Origin of the sequence: Nocardia sp. NPDC059177 (assembly GCF_042755165.1) — a bacterium.
Taxonomy (GTDB): Bacteria; Actinomycetota; Actinomycetes; order Mycobacteriales; family Mycobacteriaceae; genus Nocardia.
The window spans coordinates 148,461-171,589 of record NZ_JBHZBX010000002.1; the positions used below are offsets into that span (position 1 = coordinate 148,461).

The window sequence follows — 23,129 nt, forward strand, 5'->3', positions numbered from 1 at the left end:
TGCTGAAGCACATCTGCAAAAACCAGACCGTACGGTTGGCTGACTGCCCCGCATGTCGCGGCCGCTGTCGGATATATCTCACCGTGACCTACCCCGGTTAGCGGAGGTCAGAGGTTTGATCCCCGAGCGCAAGGGGAAACCTGCTGCGGTGCAGGTGAGTTCGGCTTTCGGTCCGGTGCCGGAGGCTAATTCCAGCCTGCTCGTCCACAGTGTTCGCGCAGGTCGGCACGGGTTGTCCGGGATCGATCCCGCCCCCGCTCTGCTTTACACTGGACGACGCGCGCGACGAAGCAAGCTGCCGTGCCAAACCCCAGCTAGAGAGGTTTATTAGCACAACCTTAGTTGGTTGGGTCTGCGGTCTGACTTATCGTTTGCTCTTACGCCGAACACACCCCTGTTCGGCACAACCACCTGTTCGGGGTCCGGTGAACCGGGCCAACAGTAGCGGGTGAAACCCCGCGCGGAGGTGAGGAACGTGTCAACGTTCCGTTACCTCTGAGCACCCACTACGTCAATGAAGCGGGTGGACAACTGGAGACGTGACTGCACGCCGTAAACCATCACCGTAGCTGGTTTTCGGATCGTACGGACGCAGTCTTGACGGAGGCGAAACGACGATAGGGCCCAATCAACGGGCGGCCGATTCATCGACAGCCGACTTTCTTGAAGGCAGAGGCATGACGCAACTTCCTGGCCACAGGTCACCCGGTGTCACCGGGCTCTACGATCCGGCATTCGAGCACGACGCATGCGGCGTCGCGTTCGTCGCCGACATGCACGGACGACGCAGTCGCGACATCGTCGACAAGGCCATCACGGCACTGCTGAACCTGGAACACCGCGGTGCCGCAGGCGCAGAGCCGAACTCCGGTGACGGTGCGGGCATCCTCATCCAGCTCCCGGACAAGTTCTTCCGCGCGGTGGCCGGCTTCGAGCTGCCCCCGGCCGGTTCCTATGCCTCCGGTATCGCCTTCCTGCCGCAGTCGCGCCGCGAGGCCTCGCGTGCTGCCTACGGCATCGAGAAGATCGTCGTCGAAGAGGGCATGGCCGTGCTCGGCTGGCGCGAGGTGCCGATCGAGGAGTCCTCGCTCGGCGCGCTGGCCCGCGACGCCATGCCGACCTTCCGGCAGATCTTCATCGGTTCGCCGAAGAACTCCGCCGAGCAGCTCTCCGGCCTTGACCTGGAGCGTCGCGCCTACGTGATCCGCAAGCGGATCGAGCACGAGCTCGGCAAGGCCGGGCCGGGCGAGGGTGCCGTCGGCAAGGAGTCGGTGTACTTCCCGAGCCTGTCCGGCGAGACCTTCATCTACAAGGGCATGTTCACCACGCCGCAGCTGCGCGCGTTCTACCTGGACTTGCAGGACGAGCGCGTCGAGTCGGCCATCGGCATCGTGCACTCGCGCTTCTCCACCAACACCTTCCCCTCGTGGCCGCTGGCGCACCCGTTCCGCCGGGTCGCCCACAACGGTGAGATCAACACCGTCACCGGCAACGAGAACTGGATGCGCGCGCGGGAGGCGCTGCTGCGTTCGGATGTGTTCGGCAAGGACGAGGCGGGCAAGAACCGCCTGGAGAAGATCTTCCCCGTCTGCACGCCGGGCGCCAGTGACACCGCGCGCTTCGACGAGGTGCTGGAACTGCTGCACCTCGGTGGCCGCGACCTGCACCACGCCATCCTGATGATGATTCCCGAGGCGTGGGAACGCAACGAGAACATGGACCCGCAGCTGCGGGCGTTCTACGAGTACCACTCCATGCTGATGGAGCCCTGGGACGGCCCCGCCGCCGTCTGCTTCTCCGACGGCAAGAAGATCGGCGCCGTGCTCGACCGCAACGGTCTGCGCCCCGGTCGCATCTGGGTCACCGAGGACGGCCTGGTCGTGCTGGCCTCGGAGGTCGGTGTGCTCGACATCGACCCGTCCACCGTGGTCCAGAAGATCCGCCTGCAGCCCGGCAAGATGTTCCTGGTCGACACCGAGCAGGGCCGCATCGTCACCGATGCCGAGATCAAGTCCGAGCTCGCCGCCGCGCAGCCGTATCAGCAGTGGCTCGACGAGGGCGTCAGCCGGCTGGCCGACCTGCCCGACCGCCCGCACGTGCACATGTCGCACGATCGCGTGCTGATCCGTCAGCAGATCTTCGGTTACTCCACCGAGGACCTGAACCTGCTGATCACGCCGATGGCCAAGACCGGCGGCGAGGCACTGGGCTCGATGGGTACCGACACCCCGATCGCGGTGCTGTCGAACCGGTCGCGGCTGCTGTTCGACTACTTCTCCCAGCTGTTCGCGCAGGTCACCAACCCGCCGCTGGACGCCATCCGGGAGAAGGTCGTCACCAGCCTCAAGCGCAATATCGGCCCCGAGGCCGACCTGCTGCACCCCGGCCCGGACTCCTGTCGCCAGATCGCGCTCGAGCAGCCGATCCTGGACAACGACGAGCTGGCCAAGCTGGTCCACATCAACGACGACGGCAGCCACCGCGCGCTGCGTTCAGTGGTCGTGCGTGGTCTGTACCCGGTCGCCGAGGGCGGCGAGGGCATGCGCAAGGCCCTATCCGCCATCAACACCCAGGTCTCGGCCGCCATCGACGGCGGCGCGCGGATCATCGTGCTGTCCGACCGCGAGTCCAACGAGAAGCTGGCGCCGATCCCGTCGCTGCTGCTCACCTCCTCGGTGCACCACCACCTGGTGCGCGAACGCACCCGCACCATGGTCGGCCTGGTCGTGGAGGCCGGTGACGCCCGCGAGGTGCACCACATGGCCATGCTGGTCGGTTTCGGTGCCGCCGCGATCAACCCGTACATGGCCTTCGAGACCATCGAGGACATGCTCGAGCGCGGTTCGCTGGCGATCCCGGGCAGCACCGGCGATCGGGCCGCCGACTTCCGCAAGGCCGTCGCGAACTACTGCACCGCGGCCAGCAACGGCGTGCTCAAGGTGATGTCGAAGATGGGCATCTCCACCCTGGCCTCCTACAACGGCGCCCAGCTGTACCAGGTCATCGGCCTGGCCCAGGACCTGGTCGACGAGTACTTCACCGGCCTGCGTTCGCCGCTGGACGGCATCGGTCTCGACGAGCTGGCCGCCGAGGTCGCCGCCCGCCACCGTGTCGCCTTCCTGGAGAACCGCAACGAGCGCGCGCACCGCGAGCTCGAGGTCGGCGGTGAGTACCAGTGGCGGCGTGAGGGCGAGTACCACCTGTTCAACCCGGACACCGTCTTCAAGCTGCAGCACGCGACCCGCAGCGGGCAGTACTCGGTCTTCAAGGAGTACACCAAGCTGGTCGACGATCAGTCCGAGCGGCTGGCGGCGCTGCGTGGCCTGTTCAAGTTCCGGACCGACGCGCGCGAGTCGATCTCGATCGACGAGGTCGAGTCGGCCGCTGACATCGTCAAGCGGTTCTCCACCGGCGCGATGAGCTACGGCTCCATCTCGGCCGAGTCGCACGAGACGCTCGCGATCGCGATGAACCGCCTGGGTGCGCGCTCGAACTCCGGTGAAGGTGGCGAGAGCCCCGCTCGCTTCGAGGTCGAGGAGAACGGCGACTGGCGCCGGTCGGCGATCAAGCAGGTCGCCTCGGGTCGCTTCGGTGTCACCGCGCACTACCTGACCAACGCCACCGACATCCAGATCAAGATGGCCCAGGGCGCCAAGCCGGGCGAGGGCGGCCAGCTGCCCGCGCACAAGGTGTACCCGTGGGTCGCCGAGGTGCGGCACTCCACGCCGGGTGTCGGCCTGATCTCGCCGCCGCCGCACCATGACATCTACTCGATCGAGGACCTGGCGCAGCTGATCCACGATCTGAAGAACGCGAACCCGCAGGCGCGGATTCACGTGAAACTTGTCGCGGAGCCGGGTGTCGGCACGGTCGCCACCGGTGTGTCCAAGGCGCACGCCGATGTCGTGCTCATCTCGGGCCACGACGGCGGCACCGGCGCCTCGCCGCTGACCTCGCTCAAGCACGCGGGTGGTCCCTGGGAGCTCGGCCTGGCCGAGACCCAGCAGACCCTGCTGCTCAACGGCCTGCGCGACCGCATCGTCGTCCAGGTCGACGGTCAGATGAAGACCGGCCGCGACGTGATGATCGCCGCCCTGCTCGGCGCCGAGGAGTTCGGTTTCGCGACCGCTCCGCTCGTCGTCTCGGGCTGCATCATGATGCGCGTGTGCCACCTCGACACCTGCCCGGTCGGCATCGCGACCCAGAACCCGGTGCTGCGCGAGCGCTTCTCCGGCAAGCCGGAGTTCGTCGAGAACTTCATGATGTTCATCGCCGAGGAGGTGCGTGAGCTGCTCGCCGAGCTGGGCTTCCGCACCCTCGACGAGGCCATCGGCCGGGTCGACCTGCTCGACACCACCAAGGCCAAGGCGCACTTCAAGGCCGCCAAGCTGGACCTGTCGCCGATTCTGGACATGCCGGAGACGGCGTTCATGAACCAGAACACCCGCTGCACCGGCACCCAGGACCACGGTCTGGACAAGGCGCTGGACAACGAGCTGATCGCGCAGAGCGCCCCCGCGCTCGAGCGTGGCCAGGCGGTCAAGATCGAAACCAAGATCACCAATGTGAACCGCACGGTCGGCACCATGCTCGGCCACGAGGTGACCAAGCTCTACGGTGGCGCCGGCCTGCCCGACGACACCATCGACATCACCTTCAACGGTTCGGCGGGCAACAGCTTCGGCGCGTTCGTCCCGGCCGGTATCACGCTGCGCGTGCAGGGTGACGCCAACGACTATGTCGGCAAGGGTCTCTCGGGTGGTCACATCGTGGTCCGGCCCGCGCTCAACGCGCCGCAGGGCTTCGTCGCCGAGAACAACATCATCGCGGGCAACGTGATCATGTTCGGCGCGACCAGCGGCCGGATCCTGATCAACGGTGTCGCCGGCGAGCGGTTCGCCGTGCGCAACTCCGGCGCCACCGCGGTCGTGGAGGGTGTGGGCGACCACGCGCTCGAGTACATGACCGGTGGCCGGGTGGTCATCCTCGGTGGCACCGGCCGCAACCTCGGCGCCGGTATGTCCGGTGGTGTCGCGTTCGTCTACGACCCGGAGGGCACGCTGCCCGCACGGGTCAGCCCGGATCAGTCCGAGGCGATCGAGCAGCTCTCCGGTGACGACTTCACCTGGCTGCGCGACATCATCACCGCGCACCGCGACGAAACCGGTTCGGCTGTGGCCGAACGCATCCTGAGCGATTGGTCCCAGCAGGTGAACCACTTCGTGAAGGTCATGCCCCGCGAATACAAGAAGGTTTTGCTCGCCATCTCCGAAGCTGAGAAGAGCGGCAAGGACGTTGACGAGGCGATTATGGAGGCCGCACGTGGGTAACCCGAGAGTTCTAAAGATGACGTTGACGAGGCGCTGTGACATTTCGGGGGCCGCACGTGGCTGATCCCCAGGGATTTTTGAAGCACACCTCTCGGGAACTTCCCACCCGGCGCCCGGTCGAGCTGCGACTGCTCGACTGGAAAGAGGTCTACGAGGACAAGTTCTCGCACGAGACCCTGCAGAAGCAGGCCAGCCGCTGCATGGACTGCGGTATCCCCTTCTGCCACAACGGCTGTCCGCTCGGGAACCTGATTCCCGAGTGGAACGACCTGGTGTACAAGGATTCCTGGCGCGAGGGCATCGACCGGCTGCACGCCACCAACAACTTCCCGGAGTTCACCGGCCGCCTGTGCCCGGCTCCGTGTGAGGCGTCGTGCGTGCTCGGCATCAACCAGCAGCCGGTCACCATCAAGCAGGTCGAGGTCGAGCTCGTCGAGAACGCCTTCGACGAGGGCTGGGTCACCCCGGTCTACCCGACCCGCCTGACCGGCAAGAAGATCGCCGTCGTCGGCTCGGGCCCGGCCGGTCTGGCCGCCGCCCAGCAGCTGACCCGCGCCGGTCACACCGTGACCGTGTACGAGCGTGACGACCGCATCGGCGGCCTGATGCGCTACGGCATCCCGGAATTCAAGATGGAGAAGGCGGTCATCGACCGTCGCCTGGCGCAGATGGAGGCCGAGGGCACCATCTTCAAGACCGGCGTCAATGTCGGTGTCGACATCACCGCCGAGCAGCTGCGCGAGCAGTTCGACGCGATCGTGCTCGCCGGTGGCGCCACCATCGCCCGTGACCTGCCGATCCCGGGCCGCGAGCTCGACGGCATCCACCAGGCGATGGAGTTCCTGCCGCTGTCCAACCGCGTCCAGCTCGGCGACGACATCACCGACGAGCACGGCCTGCCGCCCATCCACGCGAAGGGCAAGAAGGTCGTCATCATCGGTGGTGGCGACACCGGCGCCGACTGCCTGGGCACCTCGCACCGCCACGGTGCCGAGAGCGTCCACCAGTTCGAGATCATGCCGCGTCCGCCGGAGGAGCGCGCCGGTTCCACCCCGTGGCCGACCTACCCCCTCATGTACCGGGTCTCCTCGGCGCACGAGGAGGGCGGCGAGCGGGTGTTCTCGGTGAACACCGAGCGTTTCGTCGGCAAGGACGGCAAGGTCACCGGGCTCGAGGCGCACGAGGTCAAGATGGCCAACGGCCGCTTCGAGAAGGTCGAAGGCACCGACTTCACCCTCGAAGCCGACCTGGTGCTGCTGGCCATGGGCTTCGTCGGCCCGCAGAAGCCCGGCCTGCTGACCGACCTCGGCGTCGGCTACGACGGCCGTGGCAATGTCCAGCGTGACAAGAACTGGGCCACCAACATCCCCGGCGTCTTCGTCGCCGGCGATATGGGCCGTGGCCAGTCGCTGATCGTGTGGGCCATCGCCGAAGGCCGCGCCGCGGCCTCCGCCGTCGACAAGTTCCTGGAAGGCGAGACCGCGCTCCCCGCGCCCATCCCGCCGACCGCCGTCGCCCAGCGCTGACAACCCCCACCCGAGGCGCCCGTGAACCCCGTTCACGGGCGCCTTCGGCGTTCCCGCACGACGCTACGACGCCGACATCGCCCGCTGTGCCATCGCCGACGACCTGACGAACATCACGCCGCTCGCAGGTTGACGGTCTGCGGCGGCGGTTGCCGGATTTGCCGGGGAGATGCGTAGGGGGGTGAACAGTTGTGCCGCGCAAGGAGTTCGGTGGGCCGAACAACGACGTGGCTGATCTTCGGTGCAGCACATAGACTTTCCGTGTCGAGGTGTAACCGGTGATCCTAGGGGGAGCTGTGCCGTTGCCGCCGGGAACGATGGCGAGCTTGCATCGCGCCGCCGAGCGCGGTGACGGTACCGCCATGCACAATCTCGCCAACATCTACTACGACCACAGCGATTTCGAGGCCGCCGAGTACTGGTTCCGGCAGGCCGCCGCGGCGGGCCACACGCGCGCGATGAACAATCTCGCGGTGCTGCTGGAGAAGCTCGGCGACCACGACGAGGCTGAGCCCTGGTACCGGCGCGCCGCGGCGGGCGGCAATGCCAACGCCATGTACAACCTGGCGACCCTGCTCTACCAGTACGGCGACCGCAGCGACGCTGAAGCCTGGTATCACCGCGCCGCCGTGGCGGGCCATGTCGACGCCATGTACAACCTGGCCCGCCTCTGCGAGCAGCGCGACCACCTCGACGAGGCCGAGTCCTGGTACGCCGAGGCCGCCGACAACGGCGATATCGACGCCATCAACAATCTCGGCCTGCTGCTGCGCCGCCGCGGCGCCGCCACCGAGGCCCGCCGCTGCTTCCGCCGCGCCGCCGACCTCGGCCACCCCCGGGCCATGGCCAATCTCGCTGCCCTGCTCGAAGCCCAGGGCGCCCATCGCGAAGCCGAAGCCTGGTACCGGCGCGCCGCAGGCTGAGCGTGGCGAGGTTTGCGAAGTGGACAATCCGCCGGTTCGCGCGGTGGTCGCTGGACGACGAAAAGGGGGATTTACCTCCGGATTCGCGGGCGGATAGCGAATGAGCGCGGCTGTTACTGAAAAGTATTGATACCGAGCGGTTTTCCAGCAAACCTCAGCAAACCAGGTGCCGCGCAGCAATTTTCCGGCGTTCGAGATGCGCGGAGTTGCGGGGCGGTATAGCGTCTCGTTTCGATAACCGATCGATGACGGGCCGGGGCGTGTGAATTCTCTCGACGGCTGCTTGAAACGCATCATGGATATTCCCGGTGCGCGCAGCGTGACACTGGTGGACGGGGCCAGCGGACTGGCGATTGCGGCGGCGGGTGCGCACGGCATCGTCGACGAGCACGAGGACGCGGCAGGGACCACCGAAGTGGTGCGGGCCGTGCTGGGCTGTACGGCGCTGGCGGGTGGGCGCCAGGCCGACGAGCTCTCCGAGATCGTCGTGTGCCGGGCCGACGGATTTCATCTGTTGCACCTGGTCGCAGGGGATTTCGACGGTCGTCTCTTCATGCATGTCGTCTTCGACGGTGATACCGGGAACCTGGGGCTGGCGCGGTACCAACTGCGGTCGGCGCTCGACGAACTGACGGGTGGGCAGCAATGAGCGCGGCGCTGGCGCAAGAATTACATCGGCTCGAGGAAGCGGGCTCCACCGGCGTGCTGCGCGCCGGCGACGGCGAATTCCATTTCGTCCGTGGCGCGATCGCCTCCGCGGGCTGCCGCCGCACCATCGGACTCGACCGGCTGGCGGTCGGTGCGGGCGTCGCCACGCATGAGGACTGGCAACGTGCCGGCGCCGGTGATCCCGGCGCACTGCTGCACCGTCCGCGGCTGGAAGCTCTCGCGTTGCTGTCGATCTTCGACGCGGCGTACTTCCTGTTCGCCTCGCCTGCCGAGCCGGAATTCGTTCCGGCGCCGGAACATTGGCTGGCCACGGTCTGCCGCGTCGCGCCGCACGCCGTGGTACACGAATGCGCCCGCCGTGGCGTGCGCGAGTCCGGTCCGTGGCCCGCCGATCTGGTCACCACCGAGCCGGTGGTCGCGACCCGGCAGCGGAGCCGGAAGCGGGTGACGCTCACCGGAAGTCAGGCCGAGGTACTCGCCGCCGTCGACAGCCGCCGCAACATCGCCGAGATCGCGCGCGACCTGGGCCGCACCACCTACGGCTGCCTCGTCGCCGTCCGCGACCTCACCGCCGCCGGTCTGATCGAGGTGCCCGCACCGGCCCCGCGCAGGCAGCTCAGCCTCGCACCAGACCCGGTGACCGCCCCCGGACCGCGTCCGACCACCGGTGTCCCCGTCCTGCCGCGACGGATTCCGGCAGGCCGTTCGGGACGGGTACCCCCCCGCACCGGGACCGACAAGCCGGGCAGGCACGCGGCCGCCGAGGAAGCGACTCTGAGCGCCCGGCGAACCGTAAAGCTCACCGGCACACGGCCATACGAGCCCGAACGCTGGCAGCAGGTGGATCGCGCGCTACTCATCCGGCTCAAGGCGGCGTTGGAGGAGCTTGCGTGACCGTGCGGAAGAAGCTGCTCGGTGATTGGAGGGGAAAGACCAAGGTGGCGATGACGGTGCCCGAACGGAACACGGCCGTACTGGCCGAACTGAAGTCCCTGCGCGAACGCGTGCCCCGGTTGACCGGGTCCGTGGTCGCCTCCAGCGACGGCCTGCTCATCGAGCACGACCTGCCCCCGAATATCGAACCGGCGAGCATGGCGGCCCTGGCCGCCGCACAGCTGGGCGTGTCGTTCCGGTTGGCCAGTACCGCGCACGGGGGCGGATTCAACGAGGTCGTCGTGCACGGCACCGAGGGGCAGGTGGTGATCTACGCCGCCGGCTACACCTCGCTGACCGTGCTGGCCGGCCCGGAAGTGAACGTCGGCCGGCTCCACCTGGAGTCGCGGCCGGTGGCTCGCGCCATCGCCGAACATCTGGCGGCGGCGCACTCCTCTGGCAACGAGCAGGGGAAGCACACCAAGTGAAAGGTAAACCATGTCGAACATAGACCTGGCGCTCAAGGACATGATGGTGATCGACGGCGCGGTCGGCGCCGCGATCGTCGACTACAGCTCCGGTATGGCGCTCGGAATGCTCAGCAGCAGTAAGTCACTCGATCTGCAGGTGGCTGCGGCGGGCAACACCGAGGTGGTGCGGGCGAAGATGCGCACCATCGAACAGCTCGGCCTCAACGAGGAGATCGAGGACATTCTCATCACCCTCGGCACCCAATACCACCTGATCCGGCCGATGACCGGGCGCAAGTCCAAAGGGCTGTTCCTCTATCTCGCCCTCGACCGCGCCCGCGGCAACCTGGCGCTGGCCCGGCACCGCCTCAAGGGCATCGAGGAAGACCTGGAGGTGTGAGTCCGCGCGGTGGCTGAGCATGCCGGCGACTCGTGCGGCCGCCGGCAGCTCAGTCCAGCACCCGCTGCGTCACACCAGCGCCGGGTGAGTGTCGGAAATCGGACATGGTTATCCGGTCGTGTGGCATCCGCGCGGGTCTGCCCCTATTGTGATTCGCGGCGAGGTCTGGGAAGACAAGGTTGAACTGGAGCGGCATGCGTTTGAAGAAAACTGCCGCGGCGCTGGGTGCCGCCGCGGCGATGACCACCGGAATCATGGTCGGCAGCACGAGTGCCTCGGCGGCGCCGGGCTGCCCGAGCCTGTACGTCGTAGCGATCCCGGGTACCTGGGAGACCGGCCACGACAAGAAGCCGGAGCCGGGCATGCTGGCCGGCGTCACCAACGGACTACCCCGCAATACCGACGTCGACTACGTCACCTATGCCGCCACCGCCTTCCCGTGGGAAGGCGACGTCTACGGCAATTCCAAGAAGGAAGCGGTGAACTTCGCCCGCGGCCTGATCACCGCGAAGCTGGCCGCCTGCGGCAACACCCGCATCGCACTGGTCGGCTACAGCCAGGGCGCCGACGCCGCGGGTGATCTGGCGGCCGAGATCGGCACCGGCATCAGCACGATCAGCCCCGACAAGATCGCGGCCGTCGGCCTGATCTCCGACCCGCGCCGTTCGCCGACCGATATCCAGGTCGGCCCGCACGCGCAGGGCGCGGGCGCAGGCGGCGCGCGACCCGGCGGCTTCGGCTGGATCAGCGACCGGGTGCGCACCATCTGCGCGGTCGACGATCTCTACTGCGCCACCGCCACCGACGATTTCGTCACCCGGTTCGCCGGCTTCCTGGCCCAGAGCTCGGACGCCAACCCGGCCAACCTGTGGCGCTACCAGATCGAGGCGGGCGCGATCATGAAGGACCTGATGGCGCACGGCGGCGTGCCGACGCTCCAGGCCCAGCTCTCCGACGCCGCCAACCAGCAGCGCGCCAAGGACCTGGAGCGCTTCTACCGCTCCCAGGCCCACACGCTGTACGGCTCGTACCCGGTGGGCGGCGGCCAGACCGCCATCACCTGGATGCACAACTGGATCGCCCAACAGGCTTGAGTCGCTTGATCGAGGGCCCGGTGTCGTCGGCACCGGGCCCTCGGTGTGTTCAGGCCCGGGAGAGGTTGCGGGGGAGTAGTTCCCAGACGTGGCCGTTCTCGTTCACCGTGGCTACTGTGCGGGTGCCGGTGCGGGAGTAGAGGATTCGGGTGATCGAGCAGTAGTCGATCGGGAAGGTCAGGGGGCGGGGAAGGCCGAGGATGTCGGCGAGCAGCACATTGATGACGCCGCCGTGGGCGAAGGCGACGACGGTGTCGGTGGGGGTGCTGGTGGCGACCAGGGTTTCGACGGCGGTGAGTACGCGGGTGGTGAAGGCTGGGCCGTCGATCTGTTCGGGGAGCAGGCCGGCTTTGATCCGCGCGTAGGCGTCGGCGAAATCGGTTTTGGCGTCCTCGATGGGGATGTAGGCGGGCAGGTCGCGATCGTATTCGGCGAGGTCGTCGATGATGTCCACGCCGAGATCGCGGGCCGCGGCCGTGGGGGCGGCGGTGTCGCGGGCGCGGCGCTGTGGGCTGCTGACGACGCGCGCGATGTCGTGGGCGGCCAGCGCGGCGGGCACCCGCTCGGCCTGGCGCCTGCCGATCTCGGTCAGCGCGGGGTCGGCCGCGGCGGTGGTGCCGACGACACGGTCGGGCTGGGCATGACGCACGAGAATCAGCTGCACGCCACTCACTCTGCCGTATAGCCACGCGCGCCCGGTTCACGGCTGGCGGATCGACCGGCTGGACCACAGCCGTCGGCCATCGAGCGTGATGCCCGGACGGTGCCGGCGACTCCATCTGAGTGCCGGGCACCCAGGACGTCGACTCGCGGGGATACCTCGTTCTCGATCGAAAGGTATCCCCGGCGAGTCCGCCGATCAGGTCAGGATTTGCTGAGCGGCGGCTGACCGCCCTGACCTGGCTGACCGTAGGGCGGCTGACCGCCCTGGCCCGGTTGGCCGTAAGGCGGCTGACCGGGCTGACCGTACGGCGGCTGACCACCCTGACCCGGCTGACCGTACGGCTGCTGGCCGAAAGGTTGTTCGCCGGTGTTCCCATAGGGCGGCTGACCGCCCTGACCTGGCTGGCCGTAAGGCGGCTGACCACCTTGACCGGGCTGGCCGTAAGGCGGCTGACCCTGACCCGGCTGGCCGTACGGCAGCTGCCCACCGGGACCCGGCTGACCGAATGCCTGCGGACCGCCCTGACCATACGGCGGCTGACCGCCCTGGCCGTACGGCTGTTGGCTGTCCTTCTTCTTTTTCAGCATGACGATGACGAGCACGATGATCACGATGACCACCAGCAGGCAGATACCGCCGAAGATCACTCCGCCTCGGCCGCCACTGCTCTTGCTGCCGCGTCCGCGCTTCTTCGCCATCAGATCGATGGCAGTGTTGACCGTGTCCGAGCTCGCCAGGGTGTCCACGCTGCTGGTGAGCAGGTGTGGATCGACCAGCGAGGCCGTGGTCAGCAGGTCCAGATACATGAGTCCCATCCCGTTTGTGTTTCCCTCGGCATCCTCCCGGTGCCGAAACTCCGAGAGTAGCGCCGCCAGCGCGACTTTCGAATCGAAAGTCGCACAACGCCGCACGACACGGAGCGTTCCAAGATCGTCGTGGCGCCGCTACGTGTTAACGCCACGGTCCGGAGTACCCACTCAGCGCGGTTTAACCAACGGGAACGGCAGAGTTTCGCGGATACTGCGCCCGGTGATCAACATGACCACCCGGTCCACGCCCATGCCGAGCCCGCCGGTCGGCGGCATGGCGTGCTCGAGTGCCTGCAGGAAGTCCTCGTCGAGTTCCATCGCCTCGGGATCACCGCCCGCGGCGAGCATGGACTGCTCGGTGAGCCTGCGCCGCTGTTCGACCGGGTCGGTGAGTTCGCTGTAGGCCGTGCCCAATTCGACGCCCCAGGCCACCAGATCCCAGCGTTCGGTGACGCCGTCGATGCTGCGGTGCGAGCGGGTCAGCGGGGAGACCGAGGTGGGGAAGTCCAGGTAGAAGGTGGGTTCCTCGGTCTTCGCCTCCACCAGGTGCTCATACATCTCGAGCACCACTTGACCTGCGTCCCAACCGTGTTGGTAGTTCACGCCGGCTGCGTCGCACAGTTCGTGCAGGCGTTCGAGGTCGGTGCGCGGGGTCACCTCGGCGCCGACGGCTTCCGACACCGCCCCGTGCACCGTCTTGATCCGCCATTCACCGGAGATATCGACGGCTTCGAGGCCGCCGTCGGCGGTGGGCCGCAGCGCCACTTCCGCACCGTTGGCCGCCATCGCCGCGTCCTGGATCAGCTTGCGGCACAACTGCATCATCCGCAGGTAATCACTGTGTGCCTCATAGGCTTCCAGGATGGTGAACTCCGGATTGTGACTGAAGTCGACGCCTTCGTTGCGGAAGGTGCGGCCGATCTCGAACACCTTCTCCATCCCGCCGACGCACAGTCGCTTGAGATAGAGCTCGGGCGCGATGCGCAGGTAGAGGTCCAGGTCGTAGGCGTTGATGTGGGTGCGGAACGGGGTCGCGTTGGCGCCGCCGTGCACCTGCTGCAGGATCGGTGTCTCGACTTCGAGGAAGCCCCAGTTGAACAGTGAGTCGCGCAGCGAATGCACGGCCGCGCTGCGTTTGGCCATCAGCTCGCGGGTCTGCGGGTCGATCGCCATGTCGATATAGCGCTGGCGGACTTTGGCTTCCGCGTCGGCCAGGCCGCGCCACTTGTCGGGCAGCGGATGCAGGCATTTGCCGTTCATCCGCCAGTCCTGGGCCAGCAGCGAGAGCTCACCGGCGCGGCTGTGGCCGAGCTGACCGCTCACCTCGATCAGATCGCCCAGGTCGAAGAACTCGGTGAACTCCGCGCTGCGGTCGGCGCCGACGCGGTCGCGGTCGATCAGCAGCTGGATCTCGTCGGTCCAGTCGCGCACCACCGCGAAGATCACGCCACCGTAGTCGCGGATGCGCAGCAGCCGGCCGGCGACGCGCACGGTGGTGCCCTTGGGGCAGCGTCTGGCCTCGGCGATGGTGTGGGTCGGGGGATAGGCGACGGGGTAGGCGTCCACGCCCGCCGCGGTGAGCCGGTCGAGCTTGTCCAGGCGCACGCGTACCTGTTCGGGGCGGCGCGGGCCGGCTTCGGCGGTGTCGCCTGCGGATTCGGGCGCGCTGCCGTCGTCGTGCAGGCCCGCGATACCGGCGGGCACCGACGAGCGGGTGCCGGTGTGCACGGCGGCGTCGGGTTGCTTGCCCAGCCGGGGCAGGAACCCCTCGGCGAGACCGCAGGCCGTCGCGACGCGCGGCAGCTGCCTGCTCTCCTCGAACAGGAAGAACCGCGGCACCCAGCGCGGCTGGTACTTCACATTCGACCGGTACAGCGCCTCGAGCTGCCACCAGCGCGAGAAGAACAGCAGCACCCCGCGCCAGGCGCGCAGGATCGGACCGGCGCCGATCCGCCCGCCCTCCTCGAACACCGAGCGGAACACCGCGAAGTTCAACGAGATCCGGGTGACGCCGTATTGATCGGCGGTGAGCGCGAGCTGGGAGATCATCAGCTCCATCACGCCGTTCGGGCTGGCCGGGTCGCGGCGCATCAGCTCCAGTGAGACGCCGCTGCGACCCCACGGGACGAACGAGAGCATGCCGCGCACCCGCTCGTCGCCGTCGCGGGCCTCGACCAGCAGGCAGTCGCCGTCGAGCGGGTCGCCGAGACGGCCCAGTGCCATCGAGAAGCCGCGTTCGGTCTCGGTGTCGCGCCAGGCGTCGGCGCGGGCGACGACATCGGCGTACTCGTCGGCGGGGATATCGCGCCAGCGGCGCACCCGCACCTCGAAACCTTGCTTGCGCAAACGGTTCGCGGCCTGGCGGACCTGCTTCATGTGCGGGCCGGCCAGGGAGAACGTGCGGGTGTCGAGCACGGCCTCGTCACCGAGCCGCAGGGCGGTCAGGCCCGCGTCCCGGTAGACGGTGGCGCCGGCCTCGCTCGCGCCCATCACCGCGGGCGCCCAGCCGAACCGGTCGGCCTGGTCCAGCCACGCCGCGACCGCGGGCGCCCAGGCGTCGTGGGTGCCGATCGGGTCGCCGCCGGCCAGGCAGACGCCGAGCTCGACGCGATAGGTGATGGCGGCCTTGCCGTTCGGCGCGAAGATGACCGCCTTGTCGCGGCGGGTGGCGAAGTAGCCGAGCGAGTCCTCGACATCGGCCTCGGCGAGCAGCCCGCGGATGGCCGATTCGTCGCGACCGGTCATGGCGTTGTCGGCGCGCTGGGAGCGCAGCAGCACGACCACCGCGCCCAGCAGCGCGCACGCGCCGAACAGCCCGAGCAGCAGGTTCACCCAGTGCGGCGGCAGGCCGTCGAAGTTCTCGTTGTCGACCAGCACCGCCGCGGTGACCCGGTACAGCGACCACAGCGGCCGCTGCCAGCCGTCGGCGGGCAGTGTGCCGGGGAACAGTTCGACCAGCCCCCAGCCGAGCAGCCAGCCCGCCGCGAGACCGGCCACCAGCACGCCCAGCGCCTTCCACACCGCGCCCGGCCGGACCCGGGTGTAGAACTGCTTGCGCGCGGCGACCAGCACCGCGATCGCGAACGCCTGCACCACGCAGGCCACCAGCGCGTCGATATCGCCGGTGTCGGCGTACTCGGCGATATTGGCCAGCGCGAACAACATGAGATAGCCGACGAGTAGCCACCAGGCGATCCGCTTGCGTCCGGCGGTCGCGCCCGCCATCAGGGCGACCACCAGCGCCCAGACCAGGCTGGTGTCGGGTGCGTCGAAGTAGTAGGTGTCGATGTAGTGGCGCGGGGTATGCGTCAGATGCCGCACCGCGGGCGACAAACTCCACACCAAGCACAGGACCGCGAAGACACCGAGGATCGTCCCGGTGATGTGCGGTACCTCCGTCAGCCGACCGCGTGGACGACGCGCGGCCGCCGCTTTCGCTCGGTCCGGCGGCGGCACTGCGGCGCGTTGTTGCTCGGTTTGCACGGAGGTCACCAGTCCAGTGTGCGTGCATCGGGAGCAGATGGGTACGGCCGCGATCGCGGCGTGTTCGTCACGCGGGGCTGCGGGGCCGGTTGCGCGCGGTTTTCGGTGGAGGAGTAAGTATTAGCGCATGTCGGAACCAGTCGATGTGCCGATCGATGACGAGGGCATCAAGCTCGGGCAATTCCTGAAACTGGCCAACCTGATCGATTCGGGTTCCGAGGCCAAGACGGTGATCGCGCAGGGTCTGGTGCGGGTCAACGACGAGGTCGAACTCCGCCGCGGCAGGCAACTGCAGGTCGGCGACGTCGTAGTGCTGGCCGGACACAAAGTGCGCGTCGCCGCGTCATAGTGGCTGGGTTCTCGGCCTGTCCGGCCGAGAACCGCCGCAGTCTCTCTTAACCCTCGCTCCGCACCACGACGCCGTCGTGGTCGCTGTAGAGCATGTCGCCCGGGGTGAAGGTGATTCCGCCGAATTCGACGGTCACGTCCTTCTCGCCGCTGCCGGTCTGGGTGCTCTTGCGCGGGTTGGTGCCCAGCGCCTTCACCCCGATGTCGAGGGTGCGCAGGATCGCCGAGTCGCGCACGGCGCCGTTGACGATCACGCCGGCCCAGCCGTTGTCCACGCCGCGGCCCGCGATGATGTCGCCGACCAGGGCGGTGTGCACGCTCGCGCCACCGTCGACCACGAGCACCTTGCCCTCGCCGGGCTCGCTCAGGGTCTGCTTGACCAGCAGGTTGTCCTGGAAGCAGCGGATCGTGGTGATCCGGCCTGCGAAGGTTTCCCGGCCACCGAACTGGATGAACTGGGTATCGCAGGAGCGGATCTCGGGGCCGATCTCATCGGCCAGATCGGCGGTGGCCACAACATTCGCGGATTCGGTCATGTACGTGATTGTGTCAGGCCAGGCCGTGTGCGCGGGCTCACGCTCGGGCGCGGTGAGCCTTCTCGATCTCGCGGACCAGGGAATCGGTGGTGTGCTGGACGGCGATCTTGATGAACGGTTCGATGGTCTTGGCCAGCACCTTGCCGGTGATCCCGCCGCCGACCGAGAAGTCGATCTCGGCGTCGATCGTGCACAGCTCGTCGGTCTTGGGCAGGAAGCGGAAGGTCGTCACGATCTCGATGCCCTTGATCGACTTGGTGGCGATCAACCGGCCCTCTTCCCAGCCGACGACCTCGATGCGCGAGGTCAGCGACGCCGGGCCCAGCTTCATCTTCCCGTCGAAGGTCGCGCCGAGGCCGTCGGTCTGCGCGGTGACCGGGGTGAACGACTCCAGGCCGTACCAGAATTTCGGCAGGTTGGTGTAGTCGTTCATGAAGGCGAAAGCCGTCTCGGCGGGCGCGGCACAGTCTTCGGCGATCCTCACTTCGGTCATGCCGCCAACCCTAACGGGTTCGTACAACGTCCAAAGCGAGCACAGCGGGAACGTGACGGACCCGACTACGCGGTGACCGCCAGCGTGGCCGCCAGACCGAAGGCCAGCGCCATCAACGTCAGCTCGAACGCGGCATTGCGCAGCGAGACCTCGGCGGTCACCCGATGCTCGGCCGCCCTGGCGACCCATTCGCGCCGCCACCACCAGCCCAGCCCGGTCAGCGCGCACAGCACCGCGAACTTCGCCAGCAGGATCCGCCCGTATCCGGTCGACCACAGCGGTTCGAGTCCGCCGAGGCGGACCAGTCCGTCGATCAGGCCGGTCAGCGCCACGGCCAGCAGCAGCGGCGCGGCCAGCCGGGAATAGCGCGGCAGCGTCGCGGCCCAATCGCCGCGGCTGCGCAACACCACCGCCATCGCCACCAGCAAGCCGAACCAGCAGGCGGCGGCCAGCGCGTGCACCGCCGCCAGCACCGAACCGAGGGTCTGCTGGGACATGTGCCCGGTGATCGGGCGCAAGGCCAGCGCGACGGCGGCGAACACCAGCACCAGATCGGCCGAGGCCGAGTCCGGCCTGCGGAACGCCAGCGCCGCGTAGCTCGCGATCGCGCCGGTACAGAACAGGATCGCGATCCCGATCTGGCCGCCGCTGAGCCGGCCGAGGAAGGTGCCGAACTCGCCGGCACCCAGCGCGGTCACCGGCACCCCGACGATCTCGGCGGCCTCGCACACCAGCACCGTGAACTCGGCGGCGAACCACACTCCGGCCAGCGCCGCCAGCGGACGCCAGGCGACCGAAAGCCGCTCATTGAGCCGGGGCAGTGCCGCCAGCCCGAGCACCACGGCACCGGCACCGTCGGCGAGCACCCGCGCGCTCGCCGCACCGGGAAAGCCGCCGTCGCGGCGCAGCGCCCAGGCCAGCAGCACCCCGGCCAGGGCGGTGACGACGACCGGCACCAGGACCCGCCACTGCCGCGGCGTCGTACCGGGTACCCGGCGACCGGTCGTCATCGTCGGCTACTTCGCGCGCCGGCCACCGAGCAGCGCCACCGCCAGGCCCCCGCCGAACAGCACGACGCCACCGGCGATGAACACCCACACGGGGATACCGCCGGACTCGCCGTTCTCGCCGTCGGCCTGGTCCTCGCCCGGCCGGGGGCCTGGTGTGCCGGTGCCCGCCTTGCTCAGCGTGAAGGTGCGGGTACCGCTGACCGGATGGCCGTCGGCGGAGGTGACCCGGAAGGCGATCGTGTACTCACCGACCGGACCCAGCTCGCCCAGCTCCACGCTGACCGACTTGCCGTCGACAGTGGCCTTGCCCTTCGACCACAGGCGACCGTCCGGGCCGACCACGGTCAGCGACGGGAAGTTCTCCTGCAGGTTCTCGTTGAAGGTGACGCTGGCGCGCGCCGGCCCGACCTCGATGGTCGAGCCGTTCTCGGGCACGCTGCTCACGGCGCCGGAATGCGCGCTCGCGAAACCCGCCGCCGCGAAGACCGTGGCGAACAGCCCGGCGATCATCGCGATCACTACCCGGCGCAGGAGCCGGTGGCGCGCGGACCGGTTGATGCCTGCGACGGTCCGCTCCCACCGATCGTCGTCGCGTCGTGCGCCCGCCGCTCGAGCGGTGCCTGCCGTCGCGTTCTCGAACTGGCACAGATCGATGCGCATCACGACCGCCTCGAACGGAACACGAGGCCGAGGCCGAGCGCTGCGGCGAACAGGCCGAGTGCCAGGCCGATGCCGCCGAGCCAGCGGGCCGCCGTGTCGGTGCCGGATTCGGCGGTGTCACCCGCGGCGACCTGGTGGTCGCCGCCGTGCGCCGCGCCATCGGCGCTCAGGGTGATCGACGGTGCCGGGCGTTCGGGCTCGGCGCCGTCGGTGCTGGGCTGATCCCAGGCGACGACCTTGCCGTCGCTGTAGGTCTGCTGGGCCGGGAAGTTCACCGTCTCCTGGCTGGGCAGCGGGCCCAGCGAGAGCACGAAGCGCTGGAACTGGCCGGGGCCGACGCCCGGATTGCCCTGCTCGGCGGTCCAGACGACGGCGACCGTCTCGCCCTTGTCATTGCGTTCGACCTTGGATGTCCAGCCGGCCAGCGGCTCGGTGCGCACGCTTTTCAGGTTGGGTACGGTGACGCGCAGGCCGGTGGTGGACGCGGTGTCGGATTCGGTCGGCACCTTGAAGGTGGCGACGGTGTAACCGCCCTGCGCGGCGCCGGGGGCGTCGACGGTCACATGCGCGGCCGCCGAACCGCAGGCGGCCAGCACCAGACCGGCCGCGAGGGCGGCGGTACCGGTGCCACGGGTGATGAAGTTGTGCATGGAATTGCCTTCTGTCCGAAGAGTTCTGATGTGGGGGAGCTCAGACGAACAGCGGCGGTGCGCGCGGACATCGCGCGCTTCTGGGACGGGCGCCGCGCGGCGCGGCGACGGTGGCGAGCCAGCGCGTGGTGCGCGGGCCGACGGGGGAGGCGGGGGTGCCGAGCACGGCCCGAAGGGTGCTCGAGGCAACGAGATACAGCCGCTCGGCGGTGAGAATCAGTGCGGCACAGACGAACGCGGCGACCAGGTGCGCGGCGATCATCGGTGTGCTGGGCAGGTGGAGCAGATCGCCGTGATGATCGAGGGTGGCCGAGAGGGCGAAGTGCCCGGCCCACTGCCCGCCGAGCAGCGCGAGCGCCGCGCGCACCGCCGGGGTACCCGTGCCGGAACGGGACTGCGGCGCAGCGTGTCCGGTGCGCGATGGCCCACCCCGCGCGAACGCCCCGGCCGCCAGCGAGACCAGTAGCAGCAGCGAGATTTCCGCTGACCGCGGCACCCCGCCACCACCGATACCGTGCGCGGCGACAGCGAGCGCGCCGACGAGAACGCCACAGCCGCCACCGCGCAGGCGGGCGGACAGCTGTGGCGTGGACACGAGGCGGATCAGCGCACGCCGAGGCGGGCGAGCGCGTCGTTCTCGAGCACGGACAGTTCGGTCGAGATGGAGGCGTGCACGGCCTTGCGGCGCGGCGCGGGCATCTGCTCGGCGGTGTTCACCGCGACGTTCAGGTCGGTCAGCCGGGAGCGGGCCGCCGCGACGAACTTCTTGGTGTCGGCGTCGGCGGGGGCGTCGGCGGCGATCTTGTCCAGCGCGGACTCGGTATTGGTGATGCGGGCCTGCAGGCGCGCGCCGTGCCCGCTGAACTCGCCCAGCTGGTCGAGGCCGACGCCCAGCTGCTGGGCCTTGCGTGCGTCGAGCTGCCCGCGCACGAAGGTCGCGCCACGGTAGGCCAGCGGGGCCAGCACCGGGATGAGTACCCGCGCGACACCGATGTACTTGCGGATCTGGGCCGCGCTGAACAGTTCGCGCTCGGCCTTGGCGGCCACCTTCTCGGCGGCCTTCTCCTCGGCCTGCAATGTCGCGATCTGCGCCTTGGCCACCTTGGCCTCGGTGCGCGACTGCGCCTTGGCCGCGCGCCGGGTGGTGCGCTCGCCCGCCTTGGCGGCCTTGCGGTCGTTCTTGGCGCTCAGCTTCGCCTCGACAGCGGCCTTGTGCTTGAGCGCCTTCGCCTCCGCGCGCCGGCTCGGACGCCGCTTACGCTTGCTGAACAACCCCATGAGATCAGGCCCTCCGTCATGCTCGCCAAGTCATGAGGCAGTACCGCCGCGCGGCGGCCTGCCGTACTTCGTAGCGTAGTGGGATCAGGGTAGCGATTGGGCATTGTGTCGGGGGGAGGGCCCATACTGCTTGCGTGCGTGCAGCCGAGGACGACTTCGACGGCGGGCCGGTGCATCGCCCGGCCCCCGCTTCCGCTGCGCTCGATCGAGGTGCCGACAGCGGGGGCGAACCATCCCGTATCGCTTTCCTGGACGCGCGCTCGCTGATCGGCTGCAGGCACCGCCTGCACCTGGACGCGGCCCATCCCGGCATGCTCGCCGAGGTGCGGGAGGACCCGGGCGTGCAGCAGCGCCGCGAGGCCGCCACCGCGCACCGGGCCAGGGTGCGCGACGAACTGGTCGCGGCCGCCCCCGCCGACTGGGTGGTGATCGATCCACAGCTGCGCGCGGGCGAACGCGTCGCGGCGACGATGGCCGCCATCGAGTCGGGTGCCCCGCGCATCTGGGGCGCGCTGCTGCCCCAGGAAGCCGACACCGGCCGTCGCGGCGGCGTCGAGTTCCTGCTGCGCGACGAGGATCGCGGCGGCTATATCCCGATCATCGTGGTCAACCACAAGGTCACCGATCCGCGCCGCCCCGACCCGGCCGATTTCCATCCGCTCACCTCGGAACTGTTCCAGTGGGCGCCGCGCCGCGACAAGCACGTGAAGCTGCGCCCGCAGCCGCGCGACCAGCAGCGTCTCGCGCACCTGTACCGGATGTTGCAGCGGCACGGCATGGCCAGCCCCGCCCTGGTCGGCGGCGCGATCGGCCTGGCCTTCGACCGCATCCTCATCCACGATCTGACCACCGTGCTCGCCGACTACGACCAGCGCTACGCCGACCGCATCGCGGTGGTGCGCGGCGACCTGCCGACCCAGCCGTCCAAGGTGCCCGAATGCAGGCAGTGCCCGTGGTGGGTGCGCGGGGCCCCCGCGCAGCGACCGGCGGGCCCGGAGGAGGTAGCGGAGCGTGACCACGCAGGGCACTCGGGAGCGGAGCAGTCGAACACAGCCAAACCGAGCTGCGAGGGGCAGCTGGCGGTGCTGCGGGATGTGAGTCTGGTCGCACCGGGTTCGCGCGCCGAGGTGCTGCGCGGGCACGGCGTGCAGACCATCGACGAGCTGGCCGCCTGGGCCGGTGACGATCCCGAGGACTGGCAGCACGGCCCGTTCACCGAGGCGGTCGTCACGGCGAGGGCCTGGATCGCGGGTGCGCCGCTGGTGCGCCGGTTCGAGCAGGTGAGTGTGCGGCGCGCCGATGTGGAAGTCGACGTCGACCTGGAGAGCTACCAGGAGGACGGCGCCTACCTGTGGGGCACCCTGCTCGACGGGGTCTACCGCCCGTTCGTCACCTGGGTACCGCTGCCCACCGTCGACGAGGGCCGCTCCTTCGGTGAGTTCTGGACCTGGCTGATGCAGGTGCGCGCCGACGCGCACGCCGCGGGCAAAACCTTCGCCGCCTACTGCTATTCGCGGACCGCCGAGGACAAATGGCTCTACGAGTCGGCCCGCCGCTTCGCCGGTGAGCCGGGCGTCCCGACGCACGAGGAAGTGCGCGCCTTCGTCGATTCGATCGAATGGGTCGACATGTTCCAGGCCGTCACCGAACAGTTCATCTGTCCCAACGGCAAAGGCTTGAAGAAGATCGCCCCGGTGGCCGGCTTCCACTGGCGCGACGCGGAAGCCAGCGGTGAGGCGTCGATGGGCTGGTACCGCCGCGCGGTCGGCTACGACGCCGACAGCGACCTGACCCAGCGCACCCGCCTGCTCGAATACAACGAGGACGATGTGCGCGCCACCCAGGTCCTGCGCGACTGGATGACCCACAAGGCCGTGGACGAGGTTCCCGCACTCACCGATTTCGGACGGTAA

At 68.8% G+C, this 23,129-nt stretch carries 20 protein-coding genes; 10 read left to right on the forward strand and 10 right to left on the reverse strand.

The window, feature by feature from the left end; translation table 11 throughout:
* Nucleotides 1-677: 677 nt before the first annotated feature.
* From gltB to ACFXK0_RS03885, 8 genes are all read left to right on the forward strand, one after another.
* The gene (gene gltB / locus ACFXK0_RS03850) at nucleotides 678-5,330 is read left to right on the forward strand and encodes a glutamate synthase large subunit (RefSeq protein WP_379408200.1); all 4,653 of its coding nucleotides are present in this window, start codon (nucleotides 678-680) and stop codon (nucleotides 5,328-5,330) included.
* Nucleotides 5,331-5,386: 56 nt separating this feature from the next.
* Nucleotides 5,387-6,856, forward strand: a complete 1,470-nt coding sequence (locus ACFXK0_RS03855) for a glutamate synthase subunit beta (RefSeq protein ID WP_379408201.1) — start codon at nucleotides 5,387-5,389, stop codon at nucleotides 6,854-6,856.
* A gap of 278 nt (nucleotides 6,857-7,134) precedes the next feature.
* On the forward strand, nucleotides 7,135-7,779 hold the full coding sequence (locus ACFXK0_RS03860) for a tetratricopeptide repeat protein (protein ID WP_379408202.1): 645 nt from the start codon (nucleotides 7,135-7,137) through the stop codon (nucleotides 7,777-7,779).
* A 262-nt stretch (nucleotides 7,780-8,041) separates the two neighbouring features.
* A complete protein-coding gene (locus tag ACFXK0_RS03865) occupies nucleotides 8,042-8,428 on the forward strand; it encodes a hypothetical protein (RefSeq protein WP_379408203.1) in 387 nt (128 codons plus the stop codon).
* Nucleotides 8,425-9,342, forward strand: coding sequence for a hypothetical protein (locus ACFXK0_RS03870; RefSeq protein ID WP_379408204.1), 918 nt, complete (start codon nucleotides 8,425-8,427; stop codon nucleotides 9,340-9,342). Before ACFXK0_RS03865 ends, ACFXK0_RS03870 begins: the two co-directional genes overlap by 4 nt.
* Entirely contained in the window at nucleotides 9,339-9,809 is a 471-nt protein-coding gene (locus ACFXK0_RS03875; protein WP_379408205.1) for a roadblock/LC7 domain-containing protein, read from the forward strand. The genes ACFXK0_RS03870 and ACFXK0_RS03875 overlap by 4 nt, the downstream gene beginning before the upstream one ends.
* Before the next feature lie 10 nt (nucleotides 9,810-9,819).
* Nucleotides 9,820-10,191, forward strand: coding sequence for a hypothetical protein (locus ACFXK0_RS03880; RefSeq protein ID WP_379408206.1), 372 nt, complete (start codon nucleotides 9,820-9,822; stop codon nucleotides 10,189-10,191).
* 194 nt (nucleotides 10,192-10,385) lie between these two features.
* On the forward strand, nucleotides 10,386-11,285 hold the full coding sequence (locus ACFXK0_RS03885) for a cutinase family protein (RefSeq protein WP_379408207.1): 900 nt from the start codon (nucleotides 10,386-10,388) through the stop codon (nucleotides 11,283-11,285).
* Nucleotides 11,286-11,334: 49 nt separating this feature from the next.
* Here ACFXK0_RS03885 and ACFXK0_RS03890 read toward each other — a convergent pair whose 3' ends face one another.
* From ACFXK0_RS03890 to lysX, 3 genes are all read right to left on the reverse strand, one after another.
* The gene (locus ACFXK0_RS03890; protein ID WP_379408208.1) at nucleotides 11,335-11,949 is read right to left on the reverse strand and encodes a histidine phosphatase family protein; all 615 of its coding nucleotides are present in this window, start codon (nucleotides 11,947-11,949) and stop codon (nucleotides 11,335-11,337) included.
* A 200-nt stretch (nucleotides 11,950-12,149) separates the two neighbouring features.
* Complete coding sequence (locus ACFXK0_RS03895; RefSeq protein ID WP_379408209.1) at nucleotides 12,150-12,764, reverse strand: hypothetical protein; 615 nt, start codon at nucleotides 12,762-12,764, stop codon at nucleotides 12,150-12,152.
* Nucleotides 12,765-12,926: 162 nt separating this feature from the next.
* Complete coding sequence (gene lysX / locus ACFXK0_RS03900; protein ID WP_379408470.1) at nucleotides 12,927-16,253, reverse strand: bifunctional lysylphosphatidylglycerol synthetase/lysine--tRNA ligase LysX; 3,327 nt, start codon at nucleotides 16,251-16,253, stop codon at nucleotides 12,927-12,929.
* Between the two features lie 115 nt (nucleotides 16,254-16,368).
* On the opposite strand from lysX, the gene ACFXK0_RS03905 reads away from it, so the two are divergent.
* Nucleotides 16,369-16,590, forward strand: a complete 222-nt coding sequence (locus tag ACFXK0_RS03905; RefSeq protein WP_379408210.1) for an RNA-binding S4 domain-containing protein — start codon at nucleotides 16,369-16,371, stop codon at nucleotides 16,588-16,590.
* Between the two features lie 46 nt (nucleotides 16,591-16,636).
* On the opposite strand, the gene rraA is transcribed toward ACFXK0_RS03905, so the two are convergent.
* The 7 genes from rraA to ACFXK0_RS03940 all read right to left on the reverse strand — a co-directional run bounded on the left by rraA (nucleotide 16,637) and on the right by ACFXK0_RS03940 (nucleotide 21,216).
* Entirely contained in the window at nucleotides 16,637-17,125 is a 489-nt protein-coding gene (rraA, locus tag ACFXK0_RS03910; protein WP_379408211.1) for a ribonuclease E activity regulator RraA, read from the reverse strand.
* Nucleotides 17,126-17,162: 37 nt separating this feature from the next.
* A complete protein-coding gene (locus ACFXK0_RS03915; protein ID WP_379408212.1) occupies nucleotides 17,163-17,618 on the reverse strand; it encodes an SRPBCC family protein in 456 nt (151 codons plus the stop codon).
* A 65-nt stretch (nucleotides 17,619-17,683) separates the two neighbouring features.
* Entirely contained in the window at nucleotides 17,684-18,628 is a 945-nt protein-coding gene (locus ACFXK0_RS03920) for a CopD family protein (protein WP_379408213.1), read from the reverse strand.
* A gap of 6 nt (nucleotides 18,629-18,634) precedes the next feature.
* Complete coding sequence (locus tag ACFXK0_RS03925) at nucleotides 18,635-19,138, reverse strand: copper resistance protein CopC (RefSeq protein WP_379408471.1); 504 nt, start codon at nucleotides 19,136-19,138, stop codon at nucleotides 18,635-18,637.
* 149 nt (nucleotides 19,139-19,287) lie between these two features.
* On the reverse strand, nucleotides 19,288-19,938 hold the full coding sequence (locus tag ACFXK0_RS03930; RefSeq protein ID WP_379408214.1) for a YcnI family protein: 651 nt from the start codon (nucleotides 19,936-19,938) through the stop codon (nucleotides 19,288-19,290).
* 40 nt (nucleotides 19,939-19,978) lie between these two features.
* Complete coding sequence (locus tag ACFXK0_RS03935) at nucleotides 19,979-20,533, reverse strand: hypothetical protein (protein ID WP_379408215.1); 555 nt, start codon at nucleotides 20,531-20,533, stop codon at nucleotides 19,979-19,981.
* A gap of 8 nt (nucleotides 20,534-20,541) precedes the next feature.
* Nucleotides 20,542-21,216 carry a DUF6474 family protein gene (locus tag ACFXK0_RS03940; protein ID WP_379408217.1) on the reverse strand — a complete coding sequence of 225 codons (675 nt, stop codon included), beginning with the start codon at nucleotides 21,214-21,216 and terminating at the stop codon, nucleotides 20,542-20,544.
* A 239-nt stretch (nucleotides 21,217-21,455) separates the two neighbouring features.
* Between ACFXK0_RS03940 and ACFXK0_RS03945 the strand changes: the two genes are divergently transcribed.
* The gene (locus ACFXK0_RS03945; protein WP_379408472.1) at nucleotides 21,456-23,129 is read left to right on the forward strand and encodes a TM0106 family RecB-like putative nuclease; all 1,674 of its coding nucleotides are present in this window, start codon (nucleotides 21,456-21,458) and stop codon (nucleotides 23,127-23,129) included.